The sequence below is a fragment of the Nocardiopsis metallicus genome, assembly GCF_014201115.1.
Taxonomy (GTDB): Bacteria; Actinomycetota; Actinomycetes; order Streptosporangiales; family Streptosporangiaceae; genus Nocardiopsis; species Nocardiopsis metallicus.
Window position 1 is genome coordinate 1,807,475 of record NZ_JACHDO010000001.1, and the last position, 21,725, is coordinate 1,829,199.

Annotated in this window: 21 protein-coding genes; 8 read left to right on the plus strand and 13 right to left on the minus strand. The window is 69.4% G+C overall.

What is annotated here, in order from left to right:
- Positions 1–37: 37 nt before the first annotated feature.
- The 4 genes from HNR07_RS07700 to HNR07_RS07715 all read right to left on the minus strand — a co-directional run bounded on the left by HNR07_RS07700 (position 38) and on the right by HNR07_RS07715 (position 3,234).
- Complete coding sequence (locus HNR07_RS07700; protein WP_184363789.1) at positions 38–1,264, minus strand: FAD-dependent monooxygenase; 1,227 nt, start codon at positions 1,262–1,264, stop codon at positions 38–40.
- Positions 1,261–1,839: a TetR/AcrR family transcriptional regulator gene (locus HNR07_RS07705; RefSeq protein ID WP_184363792.1), complete on the minus strand. Its 579-nt coding sequence runs from the start codon at positions 1,837–1,839 to the stop codon at positions 1,261–1,263. Before HNR07_RS07705 ends, HNR07_RS07700 begins: the two co-directional genes overlap by 4 nt.
- A gap of 150 nt (positions 1,840–1,989) precedes the next feature.
- Positions 1,990–2,538, minus strand: coding sequence for a DUF1062 domain-containing protein (locus tag HNR07_RS07710; protein WP_184363795.1), 549 nt, complete (start codon positions 2,536–2,538; stop codon positions 1,990–1,992).
- A gap of 186 nt (positions 2,539–2,724) precedes the next feature.
- Positions 2,725–3,234, minus strand: coding sequence for an Lrp/AsnC family transcriptional regulator (locus HNR07_RS07715; RefSeq protein ID WP_184363798.1), 510 nt, complete (start codon positions 3,232–3,234; stop codon positions 2,725–2,727).
- A 174-nt stretch (positions 3,235–3,408) separates the two neighbouring features.
- On the opposite strand from HNR07_RS07715, the gene HNR07_RS07720 reads away from it, so the two are divergent.
- Positions 3,409–4,356: a threonine ammonia-lyase gene (locus tag HNR07_RS07720; protein ID WP_184363801.1), complete on the plus strand. Its 948-nt coding sequence runs from the start codon at positions 3,409–3,411 to the stop codon at positions 4,354–4,356.
- Positions 4,357–5,222: 866 nt separating this feature from the next.
- On the opposite strand, the gene HNR07_RS07730 is transcribed toward HNR07_RS07720, so the two are convergent.
- Entirely contained in the window at positions 5,223–5,795 is a 573-nt protein-coding gene (locus HNR07_RS07730) for a maleylpyruvate isomerase N-terminal domain-containing protein (protein ID WP_221318748.1), read from the minus strand.
- A 418-nt stretch (positions 5,796–6,213) separates the two neighbouring features.
- Between HNR07_RS07730 and HNR07_RS07735 the strand changes: the two genes are divergently transcribed.
- Positions 6,214–7,143 (plus strand): phosphotransferase family protein, encoded by a 930-nt coding sequence (locus HNR07_RS07735; protein WP_184363804.1) that lies wholly within the window; start codon positions 6,214–6,216, stop codon positions 7,141–7,143.
- Between the two features lie 4 nt (positions 7,144–7,147).
- Here HNR07_RS07735 and HNR07_RS07740 read toward each other — a convergent pair whose 3' ends face one another.
- Together HNR07_RS07740 and HNR07_RS35505 are read right to left on the minus strand one after the other, a co-directional pair.
- The gene (locus tag HNR07_RS07740) at positions 7,148–7,858 is read right to left on the minus strand and encodes a Mut7-C RNAse domain-containing protein (protein ID WP_184371672.1); all 711 of its coding nucleotides are present in this window, start codon (positions 7,856–7,858) and stop codon (positions 7,148–7,150) included.
- A gap of 246 nt (positions 7,859–8,104) precedes the next feature.
- Positions 8,105–9,091: a phosphotransferase family protein gene (locus HNR07_RS35505; protein ID WP_184363807.1), complete on the minus strand. Its 987-nt coding sequence runs from the start codon at positions 9,089–9,091 to the stop codon at positions 8,105–8,107.
- A gap of 224 nt (positions 9,092–9,315) precedes the next feature.
- On the opposite strand from HNR07_RS35505, the gene HNR07_RS07750 reads away from it, so the two are divergent.
- The gene (locus HNR07_RS07750) at positions 9,316–9,516 is read left to right on the plus strand and encodes a hypothetical protein (protein ID WP_184363810.1); all 201 of its coding nucleotides are present in this window, start codon (positions 9,316–9,318) and stop codon (positions 9,514–9,516) included.
- A 165-nt stretch (positions 9,517–9,681) separates the two neighbouring features.
- Here the strand turns inward: HNR07_RS07750 and HNR07_RS07755 are convergent, their stop codons facing one another.
- The gene (locus tag HNR07_RS07755) at positions 9,682–10,665 is read right to left on the minus strand and encodes an NAD(P)/FAD-dependent oxidoreductase (RefSeq protein WP_184363813.1); all 984 of its coding nucleotides are present in this window, start codon (positions 10,663–10,665) and stop codon (positions 9,682–9,684) included.
- A gap of 155 nt (positions 10,666–10,820) precedes the next feature.
- On the minus strand, positions 10,821–12,494 hold the full coding sequence (locus HNR07_RS35855; RefSeq protein WP_184363816.1) for a tetratricopeptide repeat protein: 1,674 nt from the start codon (positions 12,492–12,494) through the stop codon (positions 10,821–10,823).
- Between the two features lie 283 nt (positions 12,495–12,777).
- Between HNR07_RS35855 and HNR07_RS07765 the strand changes: the two genes are divergently transcribed.
- Complete coding sequence (locus tag HNR07_RS07765; protein WP_184363819.1) at positions 12,778–13,800, plus strand: aminotransferase class V-fold PLP-dependent enzyme; 1,023 nt, start codon at positions 12,778–12,780, stop codon at positions 13,798–13,800.
- Positions 13,801–13,865: 65 nt separating this feature from the next.
- Here the strand turns inward: HNR07_RS07765 and HNR07_RS07770 are convergent, their stop codons facing one another.
- Positions 13,866–14,294, minus strand: a complete 429-nt coding sequence (locus HNR07_RS07770; RefSeq protein ID WP_184371674.1) for a pyridoxamine 5'-phosphate oxidase family protein — start codon at positions 14,292–14,294, stop codon at positions 13,866–13,868.
- A 607-nt stretch (positions 14,295–14,901) separates the two neighbouring features.
- On the opposite strand from HNR07_RS07770, the gene HNR07_RS34290 reads away from it, so the two are divergent.
- Both HNR07_RS34290 and HNR07_RS07780 read left to right on the plus strand, forming a co-directional pair.
- Entirely contained in the window at positions 14,902–15,318 is a 417-nt protein-coding gene (locus HNR07_RS34290) for a hypothetical protein (RefSeq protein ID WP_221318652.1), read from the plus strand.
- A 23-nt stretch (positions 15,319–15,341) separates the two neighbouring features.
- A complete protein-coding gene (locus tag HNR07_RS07780) occupies positions 15,342–16,352 on the plus strand; it encodes an IS3 family transposase (protein WP_184371167.1) in 1,011 nt (336 codons plus the stop codon).
- Here the strand turns inward: HNR07_RS07780 and HNR07_RS35860 are convergent.
- Both HNR07_RS35860 and HNR07_RS07790 read right to left on the minus strand, forming a co-directional pair.
- Positions 16,312–16,980: a transglutaminase domain-containing protein gene (locus tag HNR07_RS35860; RefSeq protein ID WP_184363821.1), complete on the minus strand. Its 669-nt coding sequence runs from the start codon at positions 16,978–16,980 to the stop codon at positions 16,312–16,314. The two genes, HNR07_RS07780 and HNR07_RS35860, sit on opposite strands and share 41 nt — an antisense overlap.
- A gap of 59 nt (positions 16,981–17,039) precedes the next feature.
- Positions 17,040–17,942, minus strand: coding sequence for a MerR family transcriptional regulator (locus HNR07_RS07790; RefSeq protein ID WP_184363823.1), 903 nt, complete (start codon positions 17,940–17,942; stop codon positions 17,040–17,042).
- A 238-nt stretch (positions 17,943–18,180) separates the two neighbouring features.
- On the opposite strand from HNR07_RS07790, the gene pip reads away from it, so the two are divergent.
- Positions 18,181–19,134, plus strand: coding sequence for a prolyl aminopeptidase (gene pip, locus HNR07_RS07795; protein WP_184371677.1), 954 nt, complete (start codon positions 18,181–18,183; stop codon positions 19,132–19,134).
- Between the two features lie 114 nt (positions 19,135–19,248).
- On the opposite strand, the gene HNR07_RS07800 is transcribed toward pip, so the two are convergent.
- Positions 19,249–20,424, minus strand: a complete 1,176-nt coding sequence (locus tag HNR07_RS07800; protein ID WP_184371681.1) for an aminotransferase class V-fold PLP-dependent enzyme — start codon at positions 20,422–20,424, stop codon at positions 19,249–19,251.
- A gap of 273 nt (positions 20,425–20,697) precedes the next feature.
- Here HNR07_RS07800 and HNR07_RS07805 point away from each other — a divergent pair, with 273 nt between their 5' ends.
- Positions 20,698–21,681: an adenosine deaminase gene (locus HNR07_RS07805; RefSeq protein WP_184363827.1), complete on the plus strand. Its 984-nt coding sequence runs from the start codon at positions 20,698–20,700 to the stop codon at positions 21,679–21,681.
- Positions 21,682–21,725: the final 44 nt, after the last annotated feature.

A 21,725-nucleotide genomic window follows, 5' to 3' on the forward strand; every position in this document is an offset into this window, starting at 1 on the left:
ACGTGGCCCACCCCGCACCGCCCCGTGCCCGTGTTCCTCAGGCGGGCTTGGCGCTCCCGGACGGCGACAGGTCCTTGACCACCCGGGAGGGTTTGCCCGACAGCGAGGTCGCCATCCACCGCTCCACCCCCGGCAGCGCCGACAGACGCAGGAACAACCGCCGCAACCGCAACCGGCCCGGAGTGCTGGGCAAGAACCAGGAGGTTCCGGTGCGAGCCGCTCGCTGGCGCTCCTCCACCACCGGCCGCCACCGCTGTTCGTAGCGCTCCAACCCCTCGGCCAGAGTGCCCGCGCGCGCCAACTCCTCCCCCAGAACGTAGGCGCCGCCCATCCCCATCGACGCGCCCTGGCCCGCCAGCAGCGACACCGCCTGGCAGGCGTCACCTATCAGCACCGTGCGCCCGCGGCTCCACCGCTCCATCTCCACCTGGGCGACGTGGTCGTAGTAGATCTGACCGGGTTCGGGGCACAGCTCCAATGCCCGGGGCACCAGCCAGCCCAGCCCGGCGTAGGCCCGACGCAACTCGGCCCGCGGGTCCTCGGGCAGCGTGGTGTCATCGGTGCGGTGCACGGTGAAGGCCGCCACCCGATCCCCCTCCAACGCGTACAACCCCATCTGCGCGCCCAGGCTGTCGGTGAGCTGGAAACGGCCCCGGGTCGCGGCGTGCACCCGCGCGTCGTGGAAGGTGAACGCACCTGTGTGGAACCCCAGGTGACGCAGGTACCGCTCCTCCTCGCCGAAGACCAGTCTCCGCACGGTGGAGTGGATGCCGTCGGCCCCCACCAACAGGTCGGCCTCCACCACCTGACCATCGCCCAACCGCACCCGCACCCCGCTCCCGTGTTCGGTGATCTGCTCGGGGGTGCTGGAGTAGCGCACCTCCACCCGAGCGGGCAACGACTCACGCAGGGCCCGCTCCAGGTCCGGGCGCATGATCGAGACCAACTCACCGCCCAGGGCACGGGCGTAGCCCTCGAACTTGATCGCGGCGCGCTGGCGGCCGTGCTCGTCCACCAGGGCGGCCTCGGGGAAGCGGTGGCCCAGCTCGCGCAGCCGGGGCAGGAGCCCCATCGCCGCAGCGGCGTCGTAGCCGGGCCCGAAGAAGTCGATCATGTAACCCTGCGGCCGCGGACCCGGCGCCCGCTCCAGCACACTCACCCGCCAACCGTGCCGGTCCAGGCGCTGGGCCAGGGCCAGACCGGCGATCCCGGCCCCGACGATAACCGCCCGAGCGGGCCATTGGGGTGTGTTCGTGGTGCTCATCCTTGCTCCTTGTCGGTGGGGTGGGCGGGCACCAGCAGGCGCCGCAGCACGGGTGCGACGGCGGAGGCGTCCAGTGCGGGGTCCAGGGCGCGGTGCAACATGACGCCGTCCACGGCCGAGGCCAGCACCCGGGCGGTGGCCTCGGGGTCGGCGATGCCGCCGGCGCGCAGCCAGTCGGCCAGGGGGGCGCGGAAGCGCTCCAGCACGGCGGTGATGCCGCGGCGCAGCTCGGCGTCGCGCCCGGCCGCGAGGTAGGCCTCGACGAACAGCGTGGAGGCGGGGTCATCGCCCGGGTAGGCGTCCAGGGCCGCCAGGGCCAGGTCCAACCCCTCCTGGGGTGTGGTGCCTTCCAGCTGGGCCAGGGTCTGCTCGGCCACGGATGCCATCACCCCCAGGGCCGCCTCGTTGAGCAGGGCGTTCAGCGAGGGGAAGTGGTAGTGCACCAGGCCCGCTCCCACCCCGGCCCGCTCGGCCAGCACCCGGGTGCTCACCGCGGACCACCCCCGTTCGGCGATGAGCTCACTGGCCGCCGTGAGCAGGCGCTCGCGCACCTGTCGGCTCCGTTCGGTCCCCACGTGTGCCCTCCTCGAAAATTCTTTGGCCGATCGCCCTGGACGACTGCCTTGGTCAGCCGCCCAATTTCGAGGATGTCACGAAACCCGCCCCCCGTAAAGCCCTGCGGGCTCCCAACCCCCGCCGGGAGGTTCGAAGCCCGCAAGGGGAGATCACACCACGACGAAGGAGAAGTCCCCCATCGTCCTGCGCTTGAGCGGGATGTCGGCCTTGACCCTGCGCAGCACCTCACCGCGGCTGATCCCCAGCCCGTGCGCGATGAGCTGTTCGGGGCGCACCGGCACGGGCTGATCGAAGGTGACCCGCACTTCCAGGGGCCAGGGATCATCCGCGACCTGAGGGGCGTGGAGTTCCCAGCAGCCCCGCCAGTCGAGCACGAAGCGGTGGCGCCTGGCGAGTGCGGGGTCGAGCAGGACTCCCGCGACCAGGTCAGCACAGTTCTTCGTGTACCCCTCCAGGAGGTGGACGGGCAGGGAGCGGACCGGGATCCGGTGGTGGACGGTGAGCCTGCTGGTGCGGTCACAACCCACACAGTTGACCAGCAGCCACACGTCCAGAAGTTTGCCGTTGGCGTTGACACGGAACCTGCCCGCACCCGTGGTGGCCCGCTCGGCGGGGCAGTCCACACACGGCAGGGCGAGCAGGGGCAGGCGCGTGCGACGCACGGCCCAGGGCAGCACGAAAGAAGATCGCGTAGACATGACTCTCTTACAGACCTGACGAAAAGCACGGGAAACAGAGCCGACGGCGACGTCGGCGACCAATGCGGGAAAAGTCAGATCTAAAGAGCGGGGGGCGTCATGTGCGCGCGCGTCCTCTCGTAGGGGGCCCCGTCAACGTAGAGGAGCGCCTCGCGTCCGCGCCACCGGTTTTTCGGCGGAGCCGCCTCAGCGGTCGGGCACAGTACCGCCGTCGGCATCGGACTCGGGGTCGGGAAGGGGAACGCTCAAGCCGACCTTGACCGGGTCCAGCACCGGCAGGGTGTCGTAGCGGCGCACGTTGGCGTCGTTCATGAACAGCCGGTCTGACAACGCACGACAGGCCGCCAGGTTCCCGGTGATGAGCATGACCAGGTAGTCCCATTGTCCGGCCAGGTCGTAGCACTGCTGCACCCGCGGTTCGGCGAGCATCCGGGCGCGGAAGCGGGCGTGGTGCTCGGCCGACTCACGCTCCAGGGTCACCAGCACCACCGCCAGGGTGGTGGCCCCCAGCGCGACCGGGTCCACCAGCGCGATTTGACCGGTGATGACCCCGGCCCGGTGGTAGGCGCGGATGCGGCGCTGGACCGCGCTGGGCGAGAGCCCCACCTGTTCACCGAGGTCGCGCAGGGTACGCCCGGCGTCCTGCTGCAGCAGACCGAGCAGGTGGTGGTCGATGGGGTCAGGTGTGAAGGACACGCAACAATATTGCGCCAGGGCCGAAAACTTTTCAATCGCGACCAGCGCCTTTCGCTCTACTGTCGAAGGAGCGGCCGCCCCCGAGAACGAGGGACTCTGCCTGCCCCGCCCCGCGTCGGCGTGCGCGCCGCACCGGACCGACCCCTCACCTCCTGCGAGAGAAAGGCCTTTGGCATGCACACACTGGATCTGGACCTGGAGCGGATCGCTCGGGCCGCGGAACTGATCGACCCGGTCTTCCTCGACTCCCCGCAGTACGTGGACGAGCAGCTGTGCGCCGCGCTGGGGCGGCGGGTGCTGGTCAAGGTGGAGACCCTCAACCCGCTGCGCAGCTTCAAGGGCAGGGGCGCGGACCTGCTGGCCCGGGAGCTGGCGCCGGGAACGCGGATGGTGTGTACCTCCACCGGAAACTTCGGCCAGGCGGTGGGGTATGCGGCCACCCGGCACGGGCTGGGGGCGGAGGTGTTCGTTCCGGCGGGGATCAGCCAGGTCAAGCTCGCGCGGATGCGTTCGCTGGGCGCGCGGGTGCACGAGGCCAAGGGGAACGGTGTGGACGAGGCGGCCCGCGCCTTCGCCCGCTCCCACCCGGACGCGGTTTTCGTCGAGGACGGCCAGGACCCCCGCATCGCCGAGGGTGCGGGCACCATCGGTGTGGAGCTGTTGAAGGCGGGGCCGATCGACGCGGTGGTGCTGCCGGTGGGGGACGGGGCGCTGATCACGGGGGTGGCGCGTTGGTTGAAGGAGCATTCGCCCGCTACCCGCGTCGTGGGGGTGTGCGCGCAGGGCGCGCCGAGTATGGCCACCAGTTGGCGGTTGGGGCGGGCTGTGGGCACAGAGCGCGCGGACACCTTCGCCGAGGGGATCGCGATCAGTGATCCGATCCCGGCTTCGGTGGCGCGGATGCGGGTCTTGGTGGATCAGATGGTGGAGGTCTCCGATGCCCAGATACTCCGGGCGATGCGCACCGCGTTGGTGACGCTGGGGGTGGTGCCCGAGCCGGCGGGCGCGGCGGGGCTGGCGGCGATCGCCGCCCATGAGCTGCCGGGGGCGGTGGTGGCCACGCTCATCACGGGCGCCAATGTCGATCAGGGGCTGCTCCCCCGGCTGGTGTCGGCTCCCTGACGGGGCTGGATGTCGGAGCACCCCTCTGAATAACGTTTCGTTGATTACGTTATTAATTAACGTTAAGTGGTTTTCATGACGAAACGAATGCCCGTGGAGCTGGAAATCCTGACTTCCGATAACCGAACGTTCTAGGAAGCCAGACGCTCAGGGGTGCCCCAAGCCCCTCCCCGCCCCCGCAACGGCCCGCCAACGTTATTGAGACCAGGTCAGGACCCCACACAAACGAGACGGGTACACCCCCCGCTGTACTGTCCGGAGGTGTACCCGCCTACTGTGTCCCGCTCCTGCTCTCAAGGCACCTCCAGGACGAAGACGCACAAGAGAAAACCGATCCTGGTCGAGGGCCCCTGGAAGTCCTCGGGAAACAACGCACGAGCGGCCGCGTCGGGCTGGGGCTCGCTGATCACACACAGCCGAAAAACCGCACCGGTGAAGGCACCGGTCATCGCGTGCAGGGGATCGGCCAGATCGCCACCCGCAGATCCACCTCATCCCCCCAGGCGCCGCCTGGCCAACGCCACCGTCGAAGCACTGGCGTCGATACCGCTCACCTGGGCCGCGCTCGCCCAGAGCGGCCGAGAGCGGGCCCGCCCCGCAGCCCGCGTTCAGGATCCGCCGCCCGAACACCTACCCGACCAAGGACAGCATCGCGGGCCGCTCGTAGTAGGCGTTCTGGATACCGCTTTCGCTGGGGGCCGCGTAGTCCTCGGCGAAACCGTCGTAGTCGTTCACCCGAACCCCGTCCACAGACGAGGCAGGGACGTCAGTTGCTCGATCCTTCACCGGAGCCTGGTGCGCACCCGACCGCGTCCGACAGGACCACCGGGCACCTTCACCCGGAGGGCGGAGGCCTGCCGTCCCACTCACTCAACGGGGCGGTGTACCAACGCCACCCCCGCCCGCCCGGCACCCCGGCCAACTCCACCCGGCCGTGCACCCACAACAGACACCGCCACGCATCCATGCCGGGCTCCTGCCAGGGAAAGAGCCGCGCCAACACCCGGCCGGCCAACCCCTGATCCACACAGAAGTCCTCCCCCCCAACCGGTGGCCGCGTCATGGGTGTGCACCAAGATCTCCGCGCACGCCATCGCCGCGAACCCCGAAGGGTCGGACGCGCCCATCGGATGGAACCCGCGCGCACTCGACGGATGGGCGTCCACGCTCATCGCGCACAGCCGTGCGGCGCTGTTCAAGGAACGCAGCAGCGCGTGGGGGTCTGCGTCCGGCCGCACCGTGATCTCGAAGGCTGCCTCATCTGCGGTGCCGCCGATCAGATCCAGGCAGTACCACAACGGGCCCTGTGCGGCGTGGGCCAGTACCGAGGCCACGGTGAAGTCCATCCCGGGAATGGCCGCCGACCAGTCACGCCCCAGGCGGGGCTCCAGGAACTCCAGTGCCGTATCGGCCGCCGCCCGCACATCTTCGCCTCGCATGCGGGGGAGTCTAACCACGGCCACCGACATCGCCTCGGGCGAACCCTTCCGAGGCCAGAAGAATAACTACGGGACGGAGCAGTAGACCTTCGACCACTCACCGCTCGAAGGTGAGCCCCTCCAACGCCCGGGTCGTGCCCGCCTCCCCCCTACGGCGAGGCGGGCTTCGCCGAGCTGCCGAACAGGCTCCACCTTGGAAGCCGCGACACACCGCCGCATCAGTGCACGCTTCCACGAACCCGTCTTCTGTGAGGGTGCCCCCTTCTCCCGCGCGCGCCCAGACCGGCCCCCGGATGATCCGACCACCCTCGACGACGCCACCGCGACCCCGGGAACCACCCACCGCCCGACACCGCAGACACTCTCCTCACCCCGAAAACCCCGGGACGGGCCAGGCAAGGGCGTGCCAGGATCAGCGATGATGATCCACGACGCCCTCGCCACCGCGCACACGATCGCCGAGCGCCACAACGTTCCCGCCGAGCACGTACTCCCCCTACCCGAAGGGGTGGCCAACCACGTACTGGCACTGGGCGAACACCTGGTCCTGCGCGTTCCGCGCGGCCCCGGATTCGAAGCGCACCTGCGCAAGGAGGCCGCACTCGTTCCACTCGCCCGCCAGGCCGGTGTCACCACGCCCGCGCTGGTCGAGTTCACCGACCCGCCTGGCGGCACCCCGTACATGGTGCTGGAACGCGTGGCCGGTAGTGACCTGGTCGGCACCGAACCCGACACCGCCCTCCTGGACCGCCTCGGCCGGGAACTCGCCCGCATCCACACCGTCCCCGTCGACGGCCTTGTCGGCCTACCACGCGACTCCGGGGTCACCGACGCCGGTCCGCTACTGGAACGCCTCCTGGGTTCGGGGCACATCGACGCCGAGGCCGCCGACTGGCTGGGGGCCTGGTGTGAACACCTGTCAGCCCTCGTGCCCACGGGTGCGGACCCCGTCCTGGTCCACGGCGACATCGCACCGCAGAACCTGCTGGTGACACCGGGCAAAGACCTGGGCGGGATCGTGGACTGGGGTGACGCCGCGGTGGCCGACCCAGCGATGGACTTCGCCAAACTCCCGCCCTGGTGGCTGCCCCGGGTCCTGAACGCCTACCGGAGCGAGGGCGGCGAGGCGATCGGGCAGGGGTGGGAGGCCAGCGTGCTGTGGCACCATCTGACCTGGGCGTTGGGCCGTCTGGAGGACCCGGCTCCACAACCCGGTCAGCGGCACTGGACCGCGCCCCCGGCCAGCCGTCTCCTGGGGCTGCTGCGCCTGTTCGCCTCGAACCCTTCCGGGCCCTGGGCTGCCCTTGCGCCCAAAGGCCCGGCGGGCGGGGCAGCGGGACGGGGTTGAGGGTTCAGCCCGGGTCCAGAAGGGCCTGGGCCCCGCACACAATCGGTTCGAGCCGCTCATGGTGGGCCCCGGGCCAGTACACCTGTCCACACGAGTGGCAGCGCGCGAAGGTGTCGTAGGTAGCGCGGGTGCCCGCACACAGGTGCTCGTCAACCTCACCCTTGGCAGCCGAAGTGAGCAGTCCGTTACAGGCCAGACACCGTGTCCACGGCTCCAGCGGCGGCGCGAACCTCTCCAGCACCTCACACAGCTGATCGTCGGGGCGGTCATGGCGGACATGCCCGCCCGTGTGCAGGTTCTTGCGACACAGCAGTTCGCGGTCGCGTGTGAGCAGAACGCGCCCTTCAGCGTTGGCCTGGCGGACCAGTGAGGGGTCGTCGCGGTCGTTGTCGTAGGCGGTGTCCACACCCAGGAGACGGAGCCTGCGCGCGAGCGTGCCCAGGTGGACGTCCAACAGGAACGTCGGCGGCCACTGCGGCAGGGGTTGGGGGCGTTCAACAGCGGCGACCTCGACGTGATCGCCGGGGTGCGGGCGGTAGGAGGATGTGACGGCCGCGCCGTGCACCGTGAACGCCCCGACCTCGGTCGGCGGGACACCGAGCGAGTCCACGATGTGGCCGAGGGTGGAGGTGGGATCAGGATCCAGGTGCACCTGTGCGTGCCGGTGGCATGGCAGTAGGAAGAAACGGAGCTCGGGCGCGAAGCGCACGACCAGGTTCGCCGGTCCCCTACCCCCACCATGGCACGGGCGACGGCGTCACGGGAGGCTACGGCACCACCGCCCCGGTCAGGCCGCTTTCGATTCATGGCCGCCTTCACCCGAGCAGGTCTGAGGGCGTCCTGGGTGACCTGCCCCGACACCGACACCTGCGTGGTGCTGGGCCTGCGCCCGCACCCCTGATACCCAAGTCTGTGGTCGGGCGTGCACCGCCCCGACCGCAACCACCCTTCGAAGACTTGCCTAGGCGTGGGCCAGGGCCCGACCCAGGTGATACTCGACGATGTCGAGCATCTCCTGCCGGTCGGGGTAGTCGCCCTCCAACAGGCGCAGCGGACCGGCCACCAACGACAGGTGGTGGGCCAGCATGTACAGATCCATGCGGGCCGGGTCCAGGCCGGGCCGCTCCAGGTGCTCGTACAGGTCACCGAAGCGCAGCCGCAGGAAGGTGTGCTCCCACTCCGCGTCGAAGTACATCAACCCTTCGATGTCGATGAGCACCGGGTTCTCGCCCTCGTCCACCAGTACGTGGTCCGGGCCCAGCTCCCCGTGGATGACCCCGTGTTCGGGGCGCGCCTCCACCCGGTCAAAGAACTCACCCAGCCGGCGCTCCAGCCGGGGTGCGACCCGGGCCAGCTCGGGGCGCCGCCGCGCACCCTCAGCCACATCAACCAAGGCCCGATCCAGCACCACACTCTCGCAGGAACGATCGTGCAGCAAAGGCCGCGACACCTTGCCCACCCCCGTCTGCACCGGCACGGCCATGGCTGCCAGCGCTTCACCCAACCGGCCCAACACCCGCCCCACCAGGTCCGGGTCCCCGTGGGCGAGGTGCTCCTCCAAGGTGGAGCCGCGCACGTCCTCGGCGATGGCCACGTCAGCGTTGAGCTCGGGATGTGCGCGCTCCACCAGGTGCACCCGCGGGCTGCGCACCCCCAGCGACTCCAGGGCCTGGGAGGCACCCACGAACAGATCCACTCCGTCGGCGTGGGCGAAGGGGTCACTGTCAGGGTCGGGGGAGCTGCACATGTCCTGGGGCCAGAAATTCTCCGCCGCACCCCACACATAAGCGATCACCGAGGAGCCCTGCGCCAGCTCCAACCGGTACACACCCTTCTTGGTGCCGCCGCGCAACCGCTCCAGCCCGCTCACGGTGACCTCCCCTCGCAGGGCGCGTCCCACCAGGTCCTGCAACGGGGGGATCTGGGCGAACTCGCGGGCACCGCTCATGACAAAGACTCCCGGGGGGAAGGGGGCAGAAGGAGGGGGACCGCCAACCCTAATGCCGGGCCCGCACCGGGCGCATCGGGTTTCCTGTCGCCCCCACCCCCGGGCCCGCCACAAGGGCGGGGTTGTCGCCCTCTGGCAGGGACGCCGTCCCCGGATGTTCAGGCTGTGTTGTCCCCGGGTCGTTAGCCTCACCCTCGTCCTGTCCCCGCACGGAAGCGGTCCCCATGAGCGCCTCCATCCACCCCACGCCCTCTCAGGCCCCGGCCCGTCGTCCCCTTCGGATCCGGCACGCGCTGGCACTGCGCTGCCCCACCTCGCCCGCGGGAACCGCCCTAGCGCTGAGCCGTTCGGCTTCCTGTGCTCTGGCGGACGGGCACCCCCTCATCCCCGACGACCAGGACCAGCAGGTGACAGGCACGTCCTGATCCGCAGCCACCAAACCTTCTCCCCCGGGCGCCCCGCCCTCACCGGTGAACACCCAAGGGGGGGTACAGAGCCACCCGCTCCCTGCACCCCCTCATTCCCCGCCCGTTCACAGGCTGGCCCCCACCCCAGCCCACTCCCCTCAAGGCAGCCGCGGCGGCGCCCCCTCACCGCACGGGCTCTGCCTGCACGTCCTGCCCGGCTCGGGCCAGGGCCTGCTCGGCCTCGGCCATGACCAGGTCGGCGTTGATCATCGCCCCCGCCTTGTTACCCGCGGCGGCCGCACCGATCACCTGCTCGCTCACCGAGGTGACATTACCGGCCACCCACACACCCGGCACCGAGGTGGCACCGTTGGGATCGGACTCCACATAGGTGCCCATCAGGTGCTCGCCCATCCACTGCTCGCTCACCTCCACACCCAGGTCGACCAGCAGCTCAGAACGTGAACGCATGAAGGTGGGCACCACCACCGCGTTCACCGCCACCACCGCACCGTCTGCGGTGCGCACCCCGCTCACCCCGCCCGGCCCCGACTCCACGGCCTGGACCGGGCTGTCGATGACGGTGATGCCGCGGGCGGCCAGCTTCTCCCGTTCCGGCTCGCCCAGCCCGGTGCCGGGGTGGGCGAACAGCGTCACCTGATCACTCCACTGCCGCCACAGCAAACTGGCGTGCACGGCCACGGGCCCGCCGGCCACCACCGCCAGCGGCTGGTCGCGCACCTCCCAACCGTGGCAGTAGGGGCAGTGCAGCACCCCGCTGCCCCAGTGCTCGGCCAGACCCGCGATGTCGGGGAGCTCGTCCACCAGCCCTGTGGTCACCAACAGCCGCTGGGCCGCGACCACCGCACCGTCCTCGCACTCCACCTCGAACCCCTGCTCGGTGCGCCGGGCGGCCACCACCCGCCCCGACTCGACCACACCCCCATAGGAAGCGACCTCCTGGCGGCCCTTGGCCACCAGGTCAGCGGGGGGCACACCCTCCATCCCAAGGTAGGCGTGCACCCCCGCCGCGGGGGCGTTACGCGGCCCACCGGCATCGATGACCAGGACCGATCGTCGTGCCCTGGCCAGCGTCAGCGCCCCGGCCAGCCCGGCGGCGCCACCACCGACCACCACGACCTCGAAGCTGCGTACGGGTTCGTTCATGGGTGTCTCCTTCGCTCGTGACACCCATCCTGCGCACCACCCCAAGTCATGACAACAAACCTTGCCAAACCAGCAAATTCGCAGGTGGTGTCCGTAGATCACTGGGTCGACGAACGCCCCCAGTTCCCCCTCCCGATGTCCTCCAACCGCCAGTACTAGTCTCCGGCTGCCTTCTCCCGCCCAGGCTCCTCCGCCAGCACTTCCGTGAGCACATACATCGCGTGAGTGTCACCCTGTTCCGCGGCTCGCCGCCACCAGTCGAGGGCTTCCTTCTTTCGGCCCACCTTCCCCAACAGGCGTCCCAGACCCGTCATCGCGTCCTTGTCGCCTTGTTCGAGGGCCTTGCGATACCAGCTCTCGGCCTCCCCCTCCCGCCCCCTCTCCTCCGCCAGCAGTTCCGCGAGCCCGTACACCGCCTCCGAATGGCCGTGATCAATGGCATCCGAGTACCAGTACTCGGCGATCAGCTCCTGACCCGGCAACTCAATCGCGTACAGTTCCGCGACTTCGAACATCGCCTCGACGTGACCCCGACCGGCGGCCCGCTCGTACAATTCGATGGCCTCCCACACCCACCCCTGTCCGGGTCTGAGAGACAGCTGGAACGCGTAGTAGAACATCGCGTCGAGGTGGCCCCGACGAGCCAACGGGCGAAAGGCCTCCTCAGCGATATCGTCCTGCTCGAAACTCCGTGCCGTGACGCCCACAGCGATCCGATCCTGTTCACTGGCCGTGTCCAAGGCCGTGCGCCACACCGCATCAGGCACGTGGCCCTGGGGGGTGAGGTAATCGAAGGCCCGCCACCGGCCCTCGTGGTCGGCGGGCACCAGCAACCCCGCCAGACCACTGCGCTGTCGGATCGCCCAGGCCCAGGCCCGATCAACTTCCTCCGGCAAAGGCGGCGGATCGGGAAGGTAAGCCGTGTGAGCGGCGTAAATCTGCTCCCGGGTCAACGGGCTCGCCACCCCGGCCTGGGCCAAACCCACCGCGGCGGCCACCAACGCATAACCCCGCGGATGGCCACTGTCCGGCCCGCCAAGCCAGATCGGTTCCAGCACCGGGCCCGCAGCCAGCTGCTCAGCCACCCCGAACCGCTCATCGCTCGCCGCCTGCACCACACGCTCGTCCTCGCTGGCACGAGCCCGCTCACGCTCCTGCGTGTTCCACCGACGCTCCACAACCACCGGCAGGCTCTTGAGTACCGCATACCCCACCCCCACCGGGGCCGAGGCATCACCGTCGGTGACACTCGGACGCAGCGCCTCCAACTGGTGGCTCCGAATGGTGGCAGCCACCACCCCACCGGCCACACCCAATTCAGCAATCAGCGCCGGGGTCAGCCCCGAAGCGCTCAAGTGACGGTCCAAGTCGTCCAACCACACCACCCACCCCTGCGGCGCACGTTCGGCCCTTGCGGCGAGCCAGCCGGGCAAAGGACGCAGGTCGGCGTCCTCGGGCGGGGCCACCAGCATCCGCTCAGGCAGGGTCCGACCCACCGCCGCGACCAGCGACCTGGTCTTACCCGCGGTCGAAGCACCAGCCACCAACACCAATCCGCCACGCGGCGAAGCTGCCGCCGCGGACAGGCGCTGATCGAGTTCGCTGTCCACGTCCCTGACCACATAGGCAGGCAACCCAACCCCCTCAGAGCCGGGCAGGCAGCCGTGGACGCCCAGCTCGCCCGCCCCGTACCGGGGCACGGGCATGGCCACCTCCACCCACCCGGGCACCGGCGCGCCGGGCAGATGAGTGTTCACGGTCAGGGACCCGTGGATGACACCAGCCTGGATGGAAGTCCCGTGGATATCGCCCGTGCGATTGTCGACCACCGCGCTCACCACCACCGGAGCCGAGAAGCCGCGACAAGACCAGACCGCACCAGCGACACCTCCACCACCATGACTGTTCGTGCCCAGGCCCACATGCGTCGCCTACGACGATTCTGCCCTCCGCACAGTTATCCCCGACACACCGGCCCCGGCCCAGACCCCCACCCACAATGCACAGCGCGCTACCACCCAACCCCGAACAGCACCCCTTCAACTTCAAGGGCGAACGAAGCACACCCACCGTCCCGACCGCTCCCCACCCCCTCAGCTACGCTCCCCACACATGGACAAGCTGTGGAACACCGACACCGTCTGGCTCAACACCGCCCAGTACGGCATCCCACCCACCACCGCCCACCAGGCCCTGACCCAGGCCACCCACGCCTGGCACACCGCCACCGCCGACCCCCACCACTGGTTCCAGGCAGTAGAAGACACCCGCACCCGCTTCGCCCAACTCATCAACGCCCCCGCCGACGACATCACCCTGGGCGCCACCACCTCCCAACTCGTGGGCACCAGCGCCGCCTCCCTCCCCCCAGGCGCCCACATCCTCGTGCCCCAAGGCGAATTCACCTCCACCACCTTCCCCTTCCACACCCACACCGACCGCGGCCTGACCGTACACACCGCACCCCTGCACGAGCTGGCCGAACACATCACCCCCACCACCACCCTGGTCGCCTTCAGCCCCGTGCAATCAGCCACCGGAGCCCTGGCCCCCACCGACCAGATCCTGGCCGCCGCCCGCACCCACCACACCCTCGTCCTGGCCGACGCCACCCAAGCCGCAGGCTGGCACCCCCTGGACGCCACCCGCTTCGACGCCCTGGTCTGCTCCGCCTACAAATGGCTCATGGCCCCACGCGGCCTGGCCCTGGGCTACCTGTCCCCCACCCTGCGCACCCGACTACGCCCCACCAACGCCGGCCCCATGGCCGACGCCACCCCCACCACCGCCTTCTACCGCGACCACTTCGAGCCCGCACCCACCGCCCGCGCCTTCGACCTGTCCCCCAACTGGTTCGCCGCCCTGGCCGCAGCCCCCGCCCTGAAGGTCCTGCTCGACCACGGCGTCGAACACGTGCACGCCCACAACACCGGCCTGGCCGACCGCTTCCGCGCCCACCTGGACCAGCCCCCAGCCCGTTCGGCCATCACCACCGTGGACATCCCCGGCGCCCTGCACACCCTGCGCGAAGCCGGGATCGTGGCCACCGAACGCAGCGGACAGACCCGGTTGGCCTTCCACCTGTACAACACCCAAGCCGACGCCGACCTGGCCGCCAAGGCCCTCACCGCCTGAACCCGCGCACGAAAAAGGAGGGCTGGCGTGCGCATACGCACACCAGCCCTCCTCACACCCTCAACTCAGGGAACGATCCCCGCACGCTCGGGGCGCACGTTACCCATCACCCGCTTGACGGCGATCTCGATCACCACCCGGTCCGGGTTGGGGCGCGGCTGCCGGTACCGCTCGGCGTAGCGGCGCACCGCCTCGGCCACCGCCCCCTCCTCCCGCGAAACCGTGGCCTCACCCTCGAGCGTGGACCACCGTCCCCCCTCCACCTGGCACACCGACACCCGCGCACCCGGACGAGCAGCCACATTGGTGGCCTTGTAGCTGGAAGCGAAGGTGATCACCCGCGCCAGATGCCGCTCAGGGTCATAGGTCACCCCCACCGGAACCTGGTGGATACTGCCGTCCGGGCGCGGCGAAGCCAAAGTGCACAGGCGGTACTCACTCCAAAACACCAGAAAAGGGTCCTGCTCCCCCACCTGCTGAGCCTCCTGGGCCACAGACGCGGGATCGGCGGGTGAAACACGATCGGACACGAGGGCTCTTCTCCAAACTCCGGGAACATGCCAAACACCAGCTTCCCAGCCCCCCACCGGCTCACAAACGCGGCTCCCCCACCCGCGACCCCAGATCCACCCACCCCCGATAGCCCGAAGGCGAAGCACAGTACACCCGCCCGCCCGGAGCCAACCGCCCATCACAGGCAAACCGCCGCGCCAACTCCTCCTCCGCACCCCCATCACCCGCATCCGCAGCCACCACCAAATGCGCCACCTCATCAGCCAACGCACTCTCACCCCACCGACCCATCGCACCCCACCCATCCCACAACAACGTCTCCACACCCAACCGGTGCGCCACCTCCAACCACACGTAGTCACGCACCAACCACCCACCCCGCAACATCGGCAACTCCGGATCCACCCCGAACCCCCTCCCCTCCACCTCACCGGAACGCACCGCCAACCACACCGCCGACGCCCCCGAGAACGCCACCTCACCCACCGCACCCTCATGCCCTCTGTGTCAGGCTCAAGTGGGACACCAAGGGATAACCTTCACTAACTGGCACAAGCAGGGCGAGAACAGGCAACCACCACCGTGACGATGACCAACCACGACCTCCACACCAACGATGAAGGGCCTCGAGCCACCCGGCCCAAGCGCCGGACCTTCACCCACGCCTACAAGCTGCGGGTCCTGGAGGAATACGACACCGCACCCGCCGGCGAGAAAGGCGCCCTGCTGCGCAGGGAAGGACTCTACGACTCCAGCATCCAGCTCTGGCGCAAACAGAGAGATGGCGGCGAACTGAGCACCTCACCGGCCGGGGCGACTTCCAGAAAGAAGACACCTGAACAGGTCGAACTGGAACAGCTGCGCCGGGAGAAAGCCAAACTTGAGCGTGACAACGCCCGGATGTCCAAGAAGCTGACCCAGACCGAGGCAGCCATGGAAATCCTGGGAAAAGCACACGCGCTCTTGGAGATCGTGTCCGAGAGCGCGGACTCGGAGAACTCGTAACCGAGGTTCGCGAGAACACACGAATCCAACTCGAACCGCATACCGGCGTCAAAGAGTCCTGTCGCCTGTCGGGCATCAACCGCTCGACCCACTACCGCAACCGGGACCGAAACCCCTCCGCCCCGACCGAACCCGCCAGGACGCCTCCCCCGAACCGGCTGGAGAGCGAAGAACGCGAACACATCATCGCAGTCCTCAACAGCACGAGGTTTCGGGACAAAGCTCCCCGGCAGGTGTGGGCGGCCCTGCTGGACGAGGGCACCTACCTGTGCTCGGTGGCCACGATGTACCGGCTGCTGCGCGAACGCGGCCAGAGCCGGGAGCGGCGGGCCCAGGCCACCCACCCGCCCAAGACCAAACCCGAGCTGGTGGCCCACGCCCCGAACCAGGTGTGGAGCTATGACATAACGAAACTGCGTGGACCCGGCCCGGGCAGGTTCTTCGATCTGTACGTCATGATCGACATCTACTCCCGGTGCGTGGTGCACTGGGAAATCCACACCAGAGAATCAGGCGAGATCGCCGAAGGGTTCATCGCCAACTCCATCGCGGCCAACGGCCAGATCGCCGCCGAAGTGATCCATTCCGACCGCGGTACCGCGATGACATCGCAGCCCGTTTCCGAGCTGCTGTCCATGCTCGGCATCACCAAATCGCACTCCAGGCCGAAGACGAGCAACGACAACCCCTACAGCGAAGCGCATTTCAAGACGCTGAAGTACTGCCCGGCGTTTCCTGACCGGTTCGGGTCCATTCAGGGAGCCCGGCGGTTCTGCCGCAGATTCTTCCAGTACTACAACCACGAGCACTACCACTCCGGGATCGGGCTGCACACTCCTTTCACGGTGCATATCGGCACCGCGCACGCGATTCAGGACAAGCGAGCGCAAGCCATTGAGGCCTTTCGCGCGGCCAATCCGCAGCGGTTCACCCGCAGGCCTGTGCTTCCTGCTCTTCCCGAGGCCGCGTGGATCAACGAGCCGGACATCGTGCCTACCGCACAGCACAGCGCTGACCTGCGTGAAGCGGCCTGACGATCACCTGCCCCTGTCCGATTCGACTTGACACACTCCGATGGGACAAATCCAAGGGATCCACACCCCACCCCACCTGCGGGTCCAACTGGGTGTCCGCCCACACCCACCGCTGCCCGTCCCAGTACTCCACCACCACGTGATCGGTACCAAAATCCCGGTTCAGATACGACGCGAACCCCACCCGCGAACGCGCCGCCACCCCGTGCTCGCGCAACGCCGCCACCGTCAACACCGCGAAATCCCGACAGCACCCCACCAACGGCTCAGCGCGCTGCACCGACCACTCCCGCCCATCCCGGGCAACGTCGGTGGCCAACATCGCCTCCACCCACCGATGGTCGATCTCCTCCCACCGCTCACCCACACCAACCAGCCCACCGGACCTGTAGTGCGTCAACACCTTGCGCACCCGTGCACCGATCCCCGCCACGTCCAAGGGCAGGGCCGCCAATACCTCCCGGTAGCCACCCGGGTCGGTGAAGGGGGTGTGCGCACGCCACCGATCCACCCCCACCGGGGCAGGAGCGCTCCTCACACCCGCCCCCGCCGAACCGTCCCACGCCCGCGAGGCACCCCCGCCCTCGTTCACCCGGGCACCACCCGCAACCGCACCGCTCTCACCCATCACCCACACGACCTTTCACCCCACCCGACCCAGAACACCTGTCTCACCAAACCCAGCCCTCAGCCCTGGACCACCGGCCGCACCACCCACGCGAACGTCTCCCCCTCACCCACCGACTCCCACGGCCGCACATACACCTCCCGAAACCCGTCCACCGAACGCAACCCCCGCTCGACCAACCCCCGCTCCACTGCCGCATAAGCCCCCATGATCCGCGGATAGAAACAATCCCGCCGCGCCACCGCGGCCACCAACCACACCCCCGCCCCCTCCCACCGCAACGACACCCCACGCTCCGGCCACGCCACCCCCTCATAAGGCACCGCCACCTCGATCAACGCCGCCCCATCAGGCGAAGGCGTCCCGTGATAGATCACCCACGTCTGCTCCCCGACCCGCGCACCCTGCCCCACCACCACCCGCCGCACCCGCTCGGCCAACCCCAGATAGGTCTCCACCAGATCCTGCAAACCCACCCGCGCCCGCGCACAGGCCACCCTCACCGCCGGCACCGTTTCCAACCAGGTCGCCCCCACCCCCTCGCCCGCACCTGACACCTTCGGCGAACCCGACCCCGGCACCGCACCGGTGACCGACTGCGGGCTGTGCTCACCCACCAGGTCGCACACCCGCTCGAGCATGGCCTGCCGCGAACGCTCCACCTCCTGGCGCACCCGCCACCAGGCCCGCACCAACCCCACCGCCTCCTGTGGTGAGGCCGCCACCACCTCGGCCACCATCGACAACGGCATGTCCATCCGCCGCAACTCACGCACCCGCACCGCCACGCCCACCTGCCCAGGAAGGTAGAACCGGTACCCGTTGGCAGCCTCCACCCGGTGCGGCACCAACAACCCCGACCGCTCATACAGCCGCAACGCCTTGGGGGACAGGCCGCTGCGGCGCGCGAACTCCCCGCGCGTCAGCTCTACCTGCTCCGACTGCTCCGATGACTCGCTCATGCCCCTGAGTCTGAACCCTGCCCCAAGGGCACGGTCAACCCGCGCTCCACCCCGCAGCCCCGACCGGGACCACCCCAACGGTCGGTGCCCGCGCACGGTGATCGATAACATCAGCGCCGGGCCAGACCGGGCCACACCCCGCCAGGACAGCAACCGCACAGCGTCCCGGCGCACCGGTCCGCAAACGCTCACCCACCAGGCCCCCGCTCCCGCCCCGCCCCTGATCGGAGCCACACCCGTGTACCCCACCAGCACCCCCCACACCAGCGGCTACCTGATCCGCCCCGACAGCAACCGCGTGTTCTGGCAGGAGGCCGGAAACCCCCACGGAAACCCAATCCTCATGGTCCACGGCGGCCCAGGCTCCGGGGCCAGCCCCACATGGTCGAGGTTCACCGACCCGGACCGCTACCGGGTGATCCTGCTCGACCAACGCGGTACCGGCCGCAGCACCCCCAGCGCCGGTGACGTGGACACCGATCTGTCCACCAACACCACCGCCCACCTCATCGACGACTTCGAAGCCCTGCGCACCCACCTGGGCATCGAACGCTGGCACGTCCTGGGCGCCTCCTGGGGGTCCTGTCTGGGCCTGGCCTACGCCCAAGCCCACCCCGACCGCGTCATCTCCCTGGTCCTGTTCGCCGTCACCGCCGGCACCCGCGCCGAGATCACCTGGATCACCCACGACATGCGCCGCGTCTTCCCCCAACAGTGGGAGGACTTCTACGCCGCCGCGGGGCCCGATGCCGACCCCCGCGCCCTACCGGCCGCCTACGCCCGCCTGCTGGCCGCCCCCGACCCAGGCGTGCGCCACGACGCTGCCAAGGCCTGGTGCCGGTGGGAGGACACCCACGTGGCCACCGCCCCCGGTTTCACCCCGGACCCCCGCTACGAGGACCCCGACTTTCGCTACACCTTCGCCCGTGCCGTCACCCACTACTGGGCCAACGACTGCTTCCTGGCCCCGGGCCAGCTCCTGGAGCAGATCCCGCAGGTCGCGCACATCCCCGCCGTCCTCATCAACGGCCGCCTGGACATCAGCGGCCCCAGCGACACCGCCTATGACCTGGCCCGTCATTGGAAGGCCGCCGAACTGGTGATCGTGGGCGACGCCGCGCACACCGCCAACACCGGGGGGATCGGCGCGGCCGTGGTGACCGCCACCGACCGCTTCGCCCACCTTGACTAGCACCCGGCCCTCACGGGCACCAGGCCGCGCCGATGTCTGGCCCACCCCGCACACGCCAGCGGCCCTGCGAGGCCACCACCTCGCAGGGCCCTGGAGTCTGCCGGCCCGCCCCGTTCAGGCCAGCGCCCGTACCAGCTCCACCACCCGCTCCAGCTCCGTCTCGGTGTTGTAGTAGTGCACCGAAGCGCGCACCACCGCCGGAGCCGACCCCTGGGCCGCCTCCTGGGTCCACACCTGGTCCGAGGGCCGCGACAGGCTGGTGCGCACCCCCTGCTCACGCAACGCCTTGACCACCCACGCCGACTCACGGCCCGCCAGCGAGAACGTCACGATCCCGGACAGTTCCCGGCCCCGATCGTGCACCCGCACCCCCGCCACCTGCCCCAACTCCCGGCGCAGCAACCCCGACAACTCCCCGATACGCTCCCGGGCCCACACCATCCCCACCCAGCGGGCGTAACGCGCGGCCACCCCCAACCCGATCTGGGCCGCCACCGCATGCTCAAAAGACGCCAAACCCGCCGCTCCGGGCAACACCCGGTACTCCTGCGCCCCGCTCCACTCACCACCGATGTGGTTGACCAGCAAAGGCTCACCCAACCGGGCACCCGAGCGCACATACAAAAACCCCGTCCCCCGCGGCGCCCGCACAAACTTACGGCCGGTGGCCGAGAGCAGATCACACCCGATCCGCTCCACGTCCACCTCCCACTGACCCACCGACTGGCACGCGTCCAACAGGTAGGTGACCCCGAACCTGCGACACAGCACCCCCACCGCCTCAGCCGGGTTCACCAGACCGCTGTGTGTGGGCATGTGGTTGATCGCCACCAACCCCACGTCCCCGCGCGCCAGCTCCGCCTCCAGCACCCCAAGGTCGAGCACCCCCTCTGCGTCATCGGGCACCACCTGCACCCGCACCCCCCGCAACCGGGCCACGCGCAACAACCCCACCCCGTTGGAGGCGTACTCACTGGTGGTGGTCAACACCCGCTGCCCCGGCACCAACTCCACCGCCCCCAGAGCCTGCGACCACGCCTGGGAGGCCCCCTCGAAGAACACCACCTCACCCGGGGCCGCCCCGATCAACCCCGCCACCTGCTCCGTGGTCTGTGTCAGCGCCCCCTCGGCCAGATCCTGGGCCTCATAACCCCCCACCCGCATCTCCAACTCCAGGTGCTCCACCACCGCCCGGTGCACCTGACGCGGCACCAACGACGCCCCCGCGTTGTCCAAGAACACCACCCCAGCACAACCCGGAGTGTCCTCACGAAGCTCCGCCACATCCACCACAGCCCACTCCTTCACACCGGCCCACCCCTACCGCAGGCACCCTGCCACACCCCACCCCGCCCACCGGAGCCAACCCCACCGTCGAACGCGAGCACGGCCAACCCTCACCGAACTTTGACACCCACCGCCCGGTACACCGCACCGATGTGGCCCACACCGCCCCCACACCCACCCACAGACGGCCCGCGCACCACCGCTCATCAGCCACAATGGCCAACAACCACCACACCCCCCACCCCGAAAACCCAACGAAAAAGGTGCCCGGCAGTCATGGCCATCCCCAAAGCCGAACTCCACATCCACATCGAAGGCACCCTGGAGCCCGAGCTCGCCTTCCACCTGGCCGACCGCAACGGCATCACCCTGCCCCACACCGACGTCCACGCCCTACGCGACGCCTACTCCTTCACCGACCTGCAGTCCTTCCTCAACCTCTACTACGAGCTGATGGACGTCCTGCGCACCGAAGCCGACTTCCACGACCTCGCCGAGGCCTACCTGACCCGCGCCGCCGCCCAGGGGGTGCGCCACGCCGAGATCTTCTTCGACCCCCAGGCCCACACCGGCCGCGGCGTCAGCCTGGACACCGTCATCAACGGCCTGGCCTCGGCGTTGGACACCAGCCTGGAACGCCACAACATCTCCACCAGCCTCATCCTGTGCTTCCTGCGCGACCGCCCCGCCACAGAAGCCATGGACACCCTGATGGCGGCCCGCCCCCACCTGGAGCGCATCAGCGCCGTCGGGCTGGACTCGGCCGAGGTCGGCAACCCGCCCGAGAAATTCACCGAGGTCTTCGCAGCCGCCGCCGAACTGGGCCTGCGCCGCGTGGCCCACGCCGGCGAGGAGGGCCCCGCCTCCTACATCTGGCAGGCCCTGAACCTGCTGGGAGCCGAGCGCATCGACCACGGCATCCGCTGCCTGGAGGACCCCGAACTCGTCTCCCACCTGGCCGCCACCCAGGTCCCGCTGACGGTGTGCCCCTTCTCCAACGTGCGCCTGCGCGCCGTGGCCACCCTGGCCGACCACCCCCTGCCCGCCCTGATGGAGGCGGGCCTGCTGGTGACCGTCAACTCCGACGACCCCTCCTATTTCGGCGGCTACGTCCACGACAACTACCGGGGACTGCAGGAGCACCTGGGGTTGGACACCGAGCAGCTGCGCACCTTGGCCCGCAACTCCTTCACCGCCTCCTTCCTGCCCCCAGAGCGCCGCCGCGCCCTGTTGGCCGAGGTGGACGCCTACACCTTCTAGAACCCCAAAGAGGGGGCCTTCGCATCATGCGAAGGCCCCCTCTG

Bases quoted from the DNA above. Each gene is read 5' to 3' on its own strand.
- HNR07_RS07790 (WP_184363823.1), bottom strand. From the start codon at position 17,942: ATGAGCGAGTCATCGGAGCAGTCGGAGCAGGTAGAGCTGACGCGCGGG.
- HNR07_RS35505 (WP_184363807.1), bottom strand. From the start codon at position 9,091: ATGAGCGGTGCCCGCGAGTTCGCCCAGATCCCCCCGTTGCAGGACCTG.
- HNR07_RS07755 (WP_184363813.1), bottom strand. From the start codon at position 10,665: ATGAACGAACCCGTACGCAGCTTCGAGGTCGTGGTGGTCGGTGGTGGC.
- HNR07_RS07750 (WP_184363810.1), top strand. From the start codon at position 9,316: ATGAGCGCCTCCATCCACCCCACGCCCTCTCAGGCCCCGGCCCGTCGT.
- HNR07_RS07730 (WP_221318748.1), bottom strand. From the start codon at position 5,795: ATGCGAGGCGAAGATGTGCGGGCGGCGGCCGATACGGCACTGGAGTTC.
- HNR07_RS07710 (WP_184363795.1), bottom strand. From the start codon at position 2,538: ATGTCTACGCGATCTTCTTTCGTGCTGCCCTGGGCCGTGCGTCGCACG.
- HNR07_RS07735 (WP_184363804.1), top strand. From the start codon at position 6,214: ATGATGATCCACGACGCCCTCGCCACCGCGCACACGATCGCCGAGCGC.
- HNR07_RS07805 (WP_184363827.1), top strand. From the start codon at position 20,698: ATGGCCATCCCCAAAGCCGAACTCCACATCCACATCGAAGGCACCCTG.
- HNR07_RS07700 (WP_184363789.1), bottom strand. From the start codon at position 1,264: ATGAGCACCACGAACACACCCCAATGGCCCGCTCGGGCGGTTATCGTC.
- HNR07_RS07765 (WP_184363819.1), top strand. From the start codon at position 12,778: ATGGACAAGCTGTGGAACACCGACACCGTCTGGCTCAACACCGCCCAG.
- HNR07_RS35860 (WP_184363821.1), bottom strand. From the start codon at position 16,980: ATGGGTGAGAGCGGTGCGGTTGCGGGTGGTGCCCGGGTGAACGAGGGC.
- HNR07_RS34290 (WP_221318652.1), top strand. From the start codon at position 14,902: ATGACCAACCACGACCTCCACACCAACGATGAAGGGCCTCGAGCCACC.
- HNR07_RS07720 (WP_184363801.1), top strand. From the start codon at position 3,409: ATGCACACACTGGATCTGGACCTGGAGCGGATCGCTCGGGCCGCGGAA.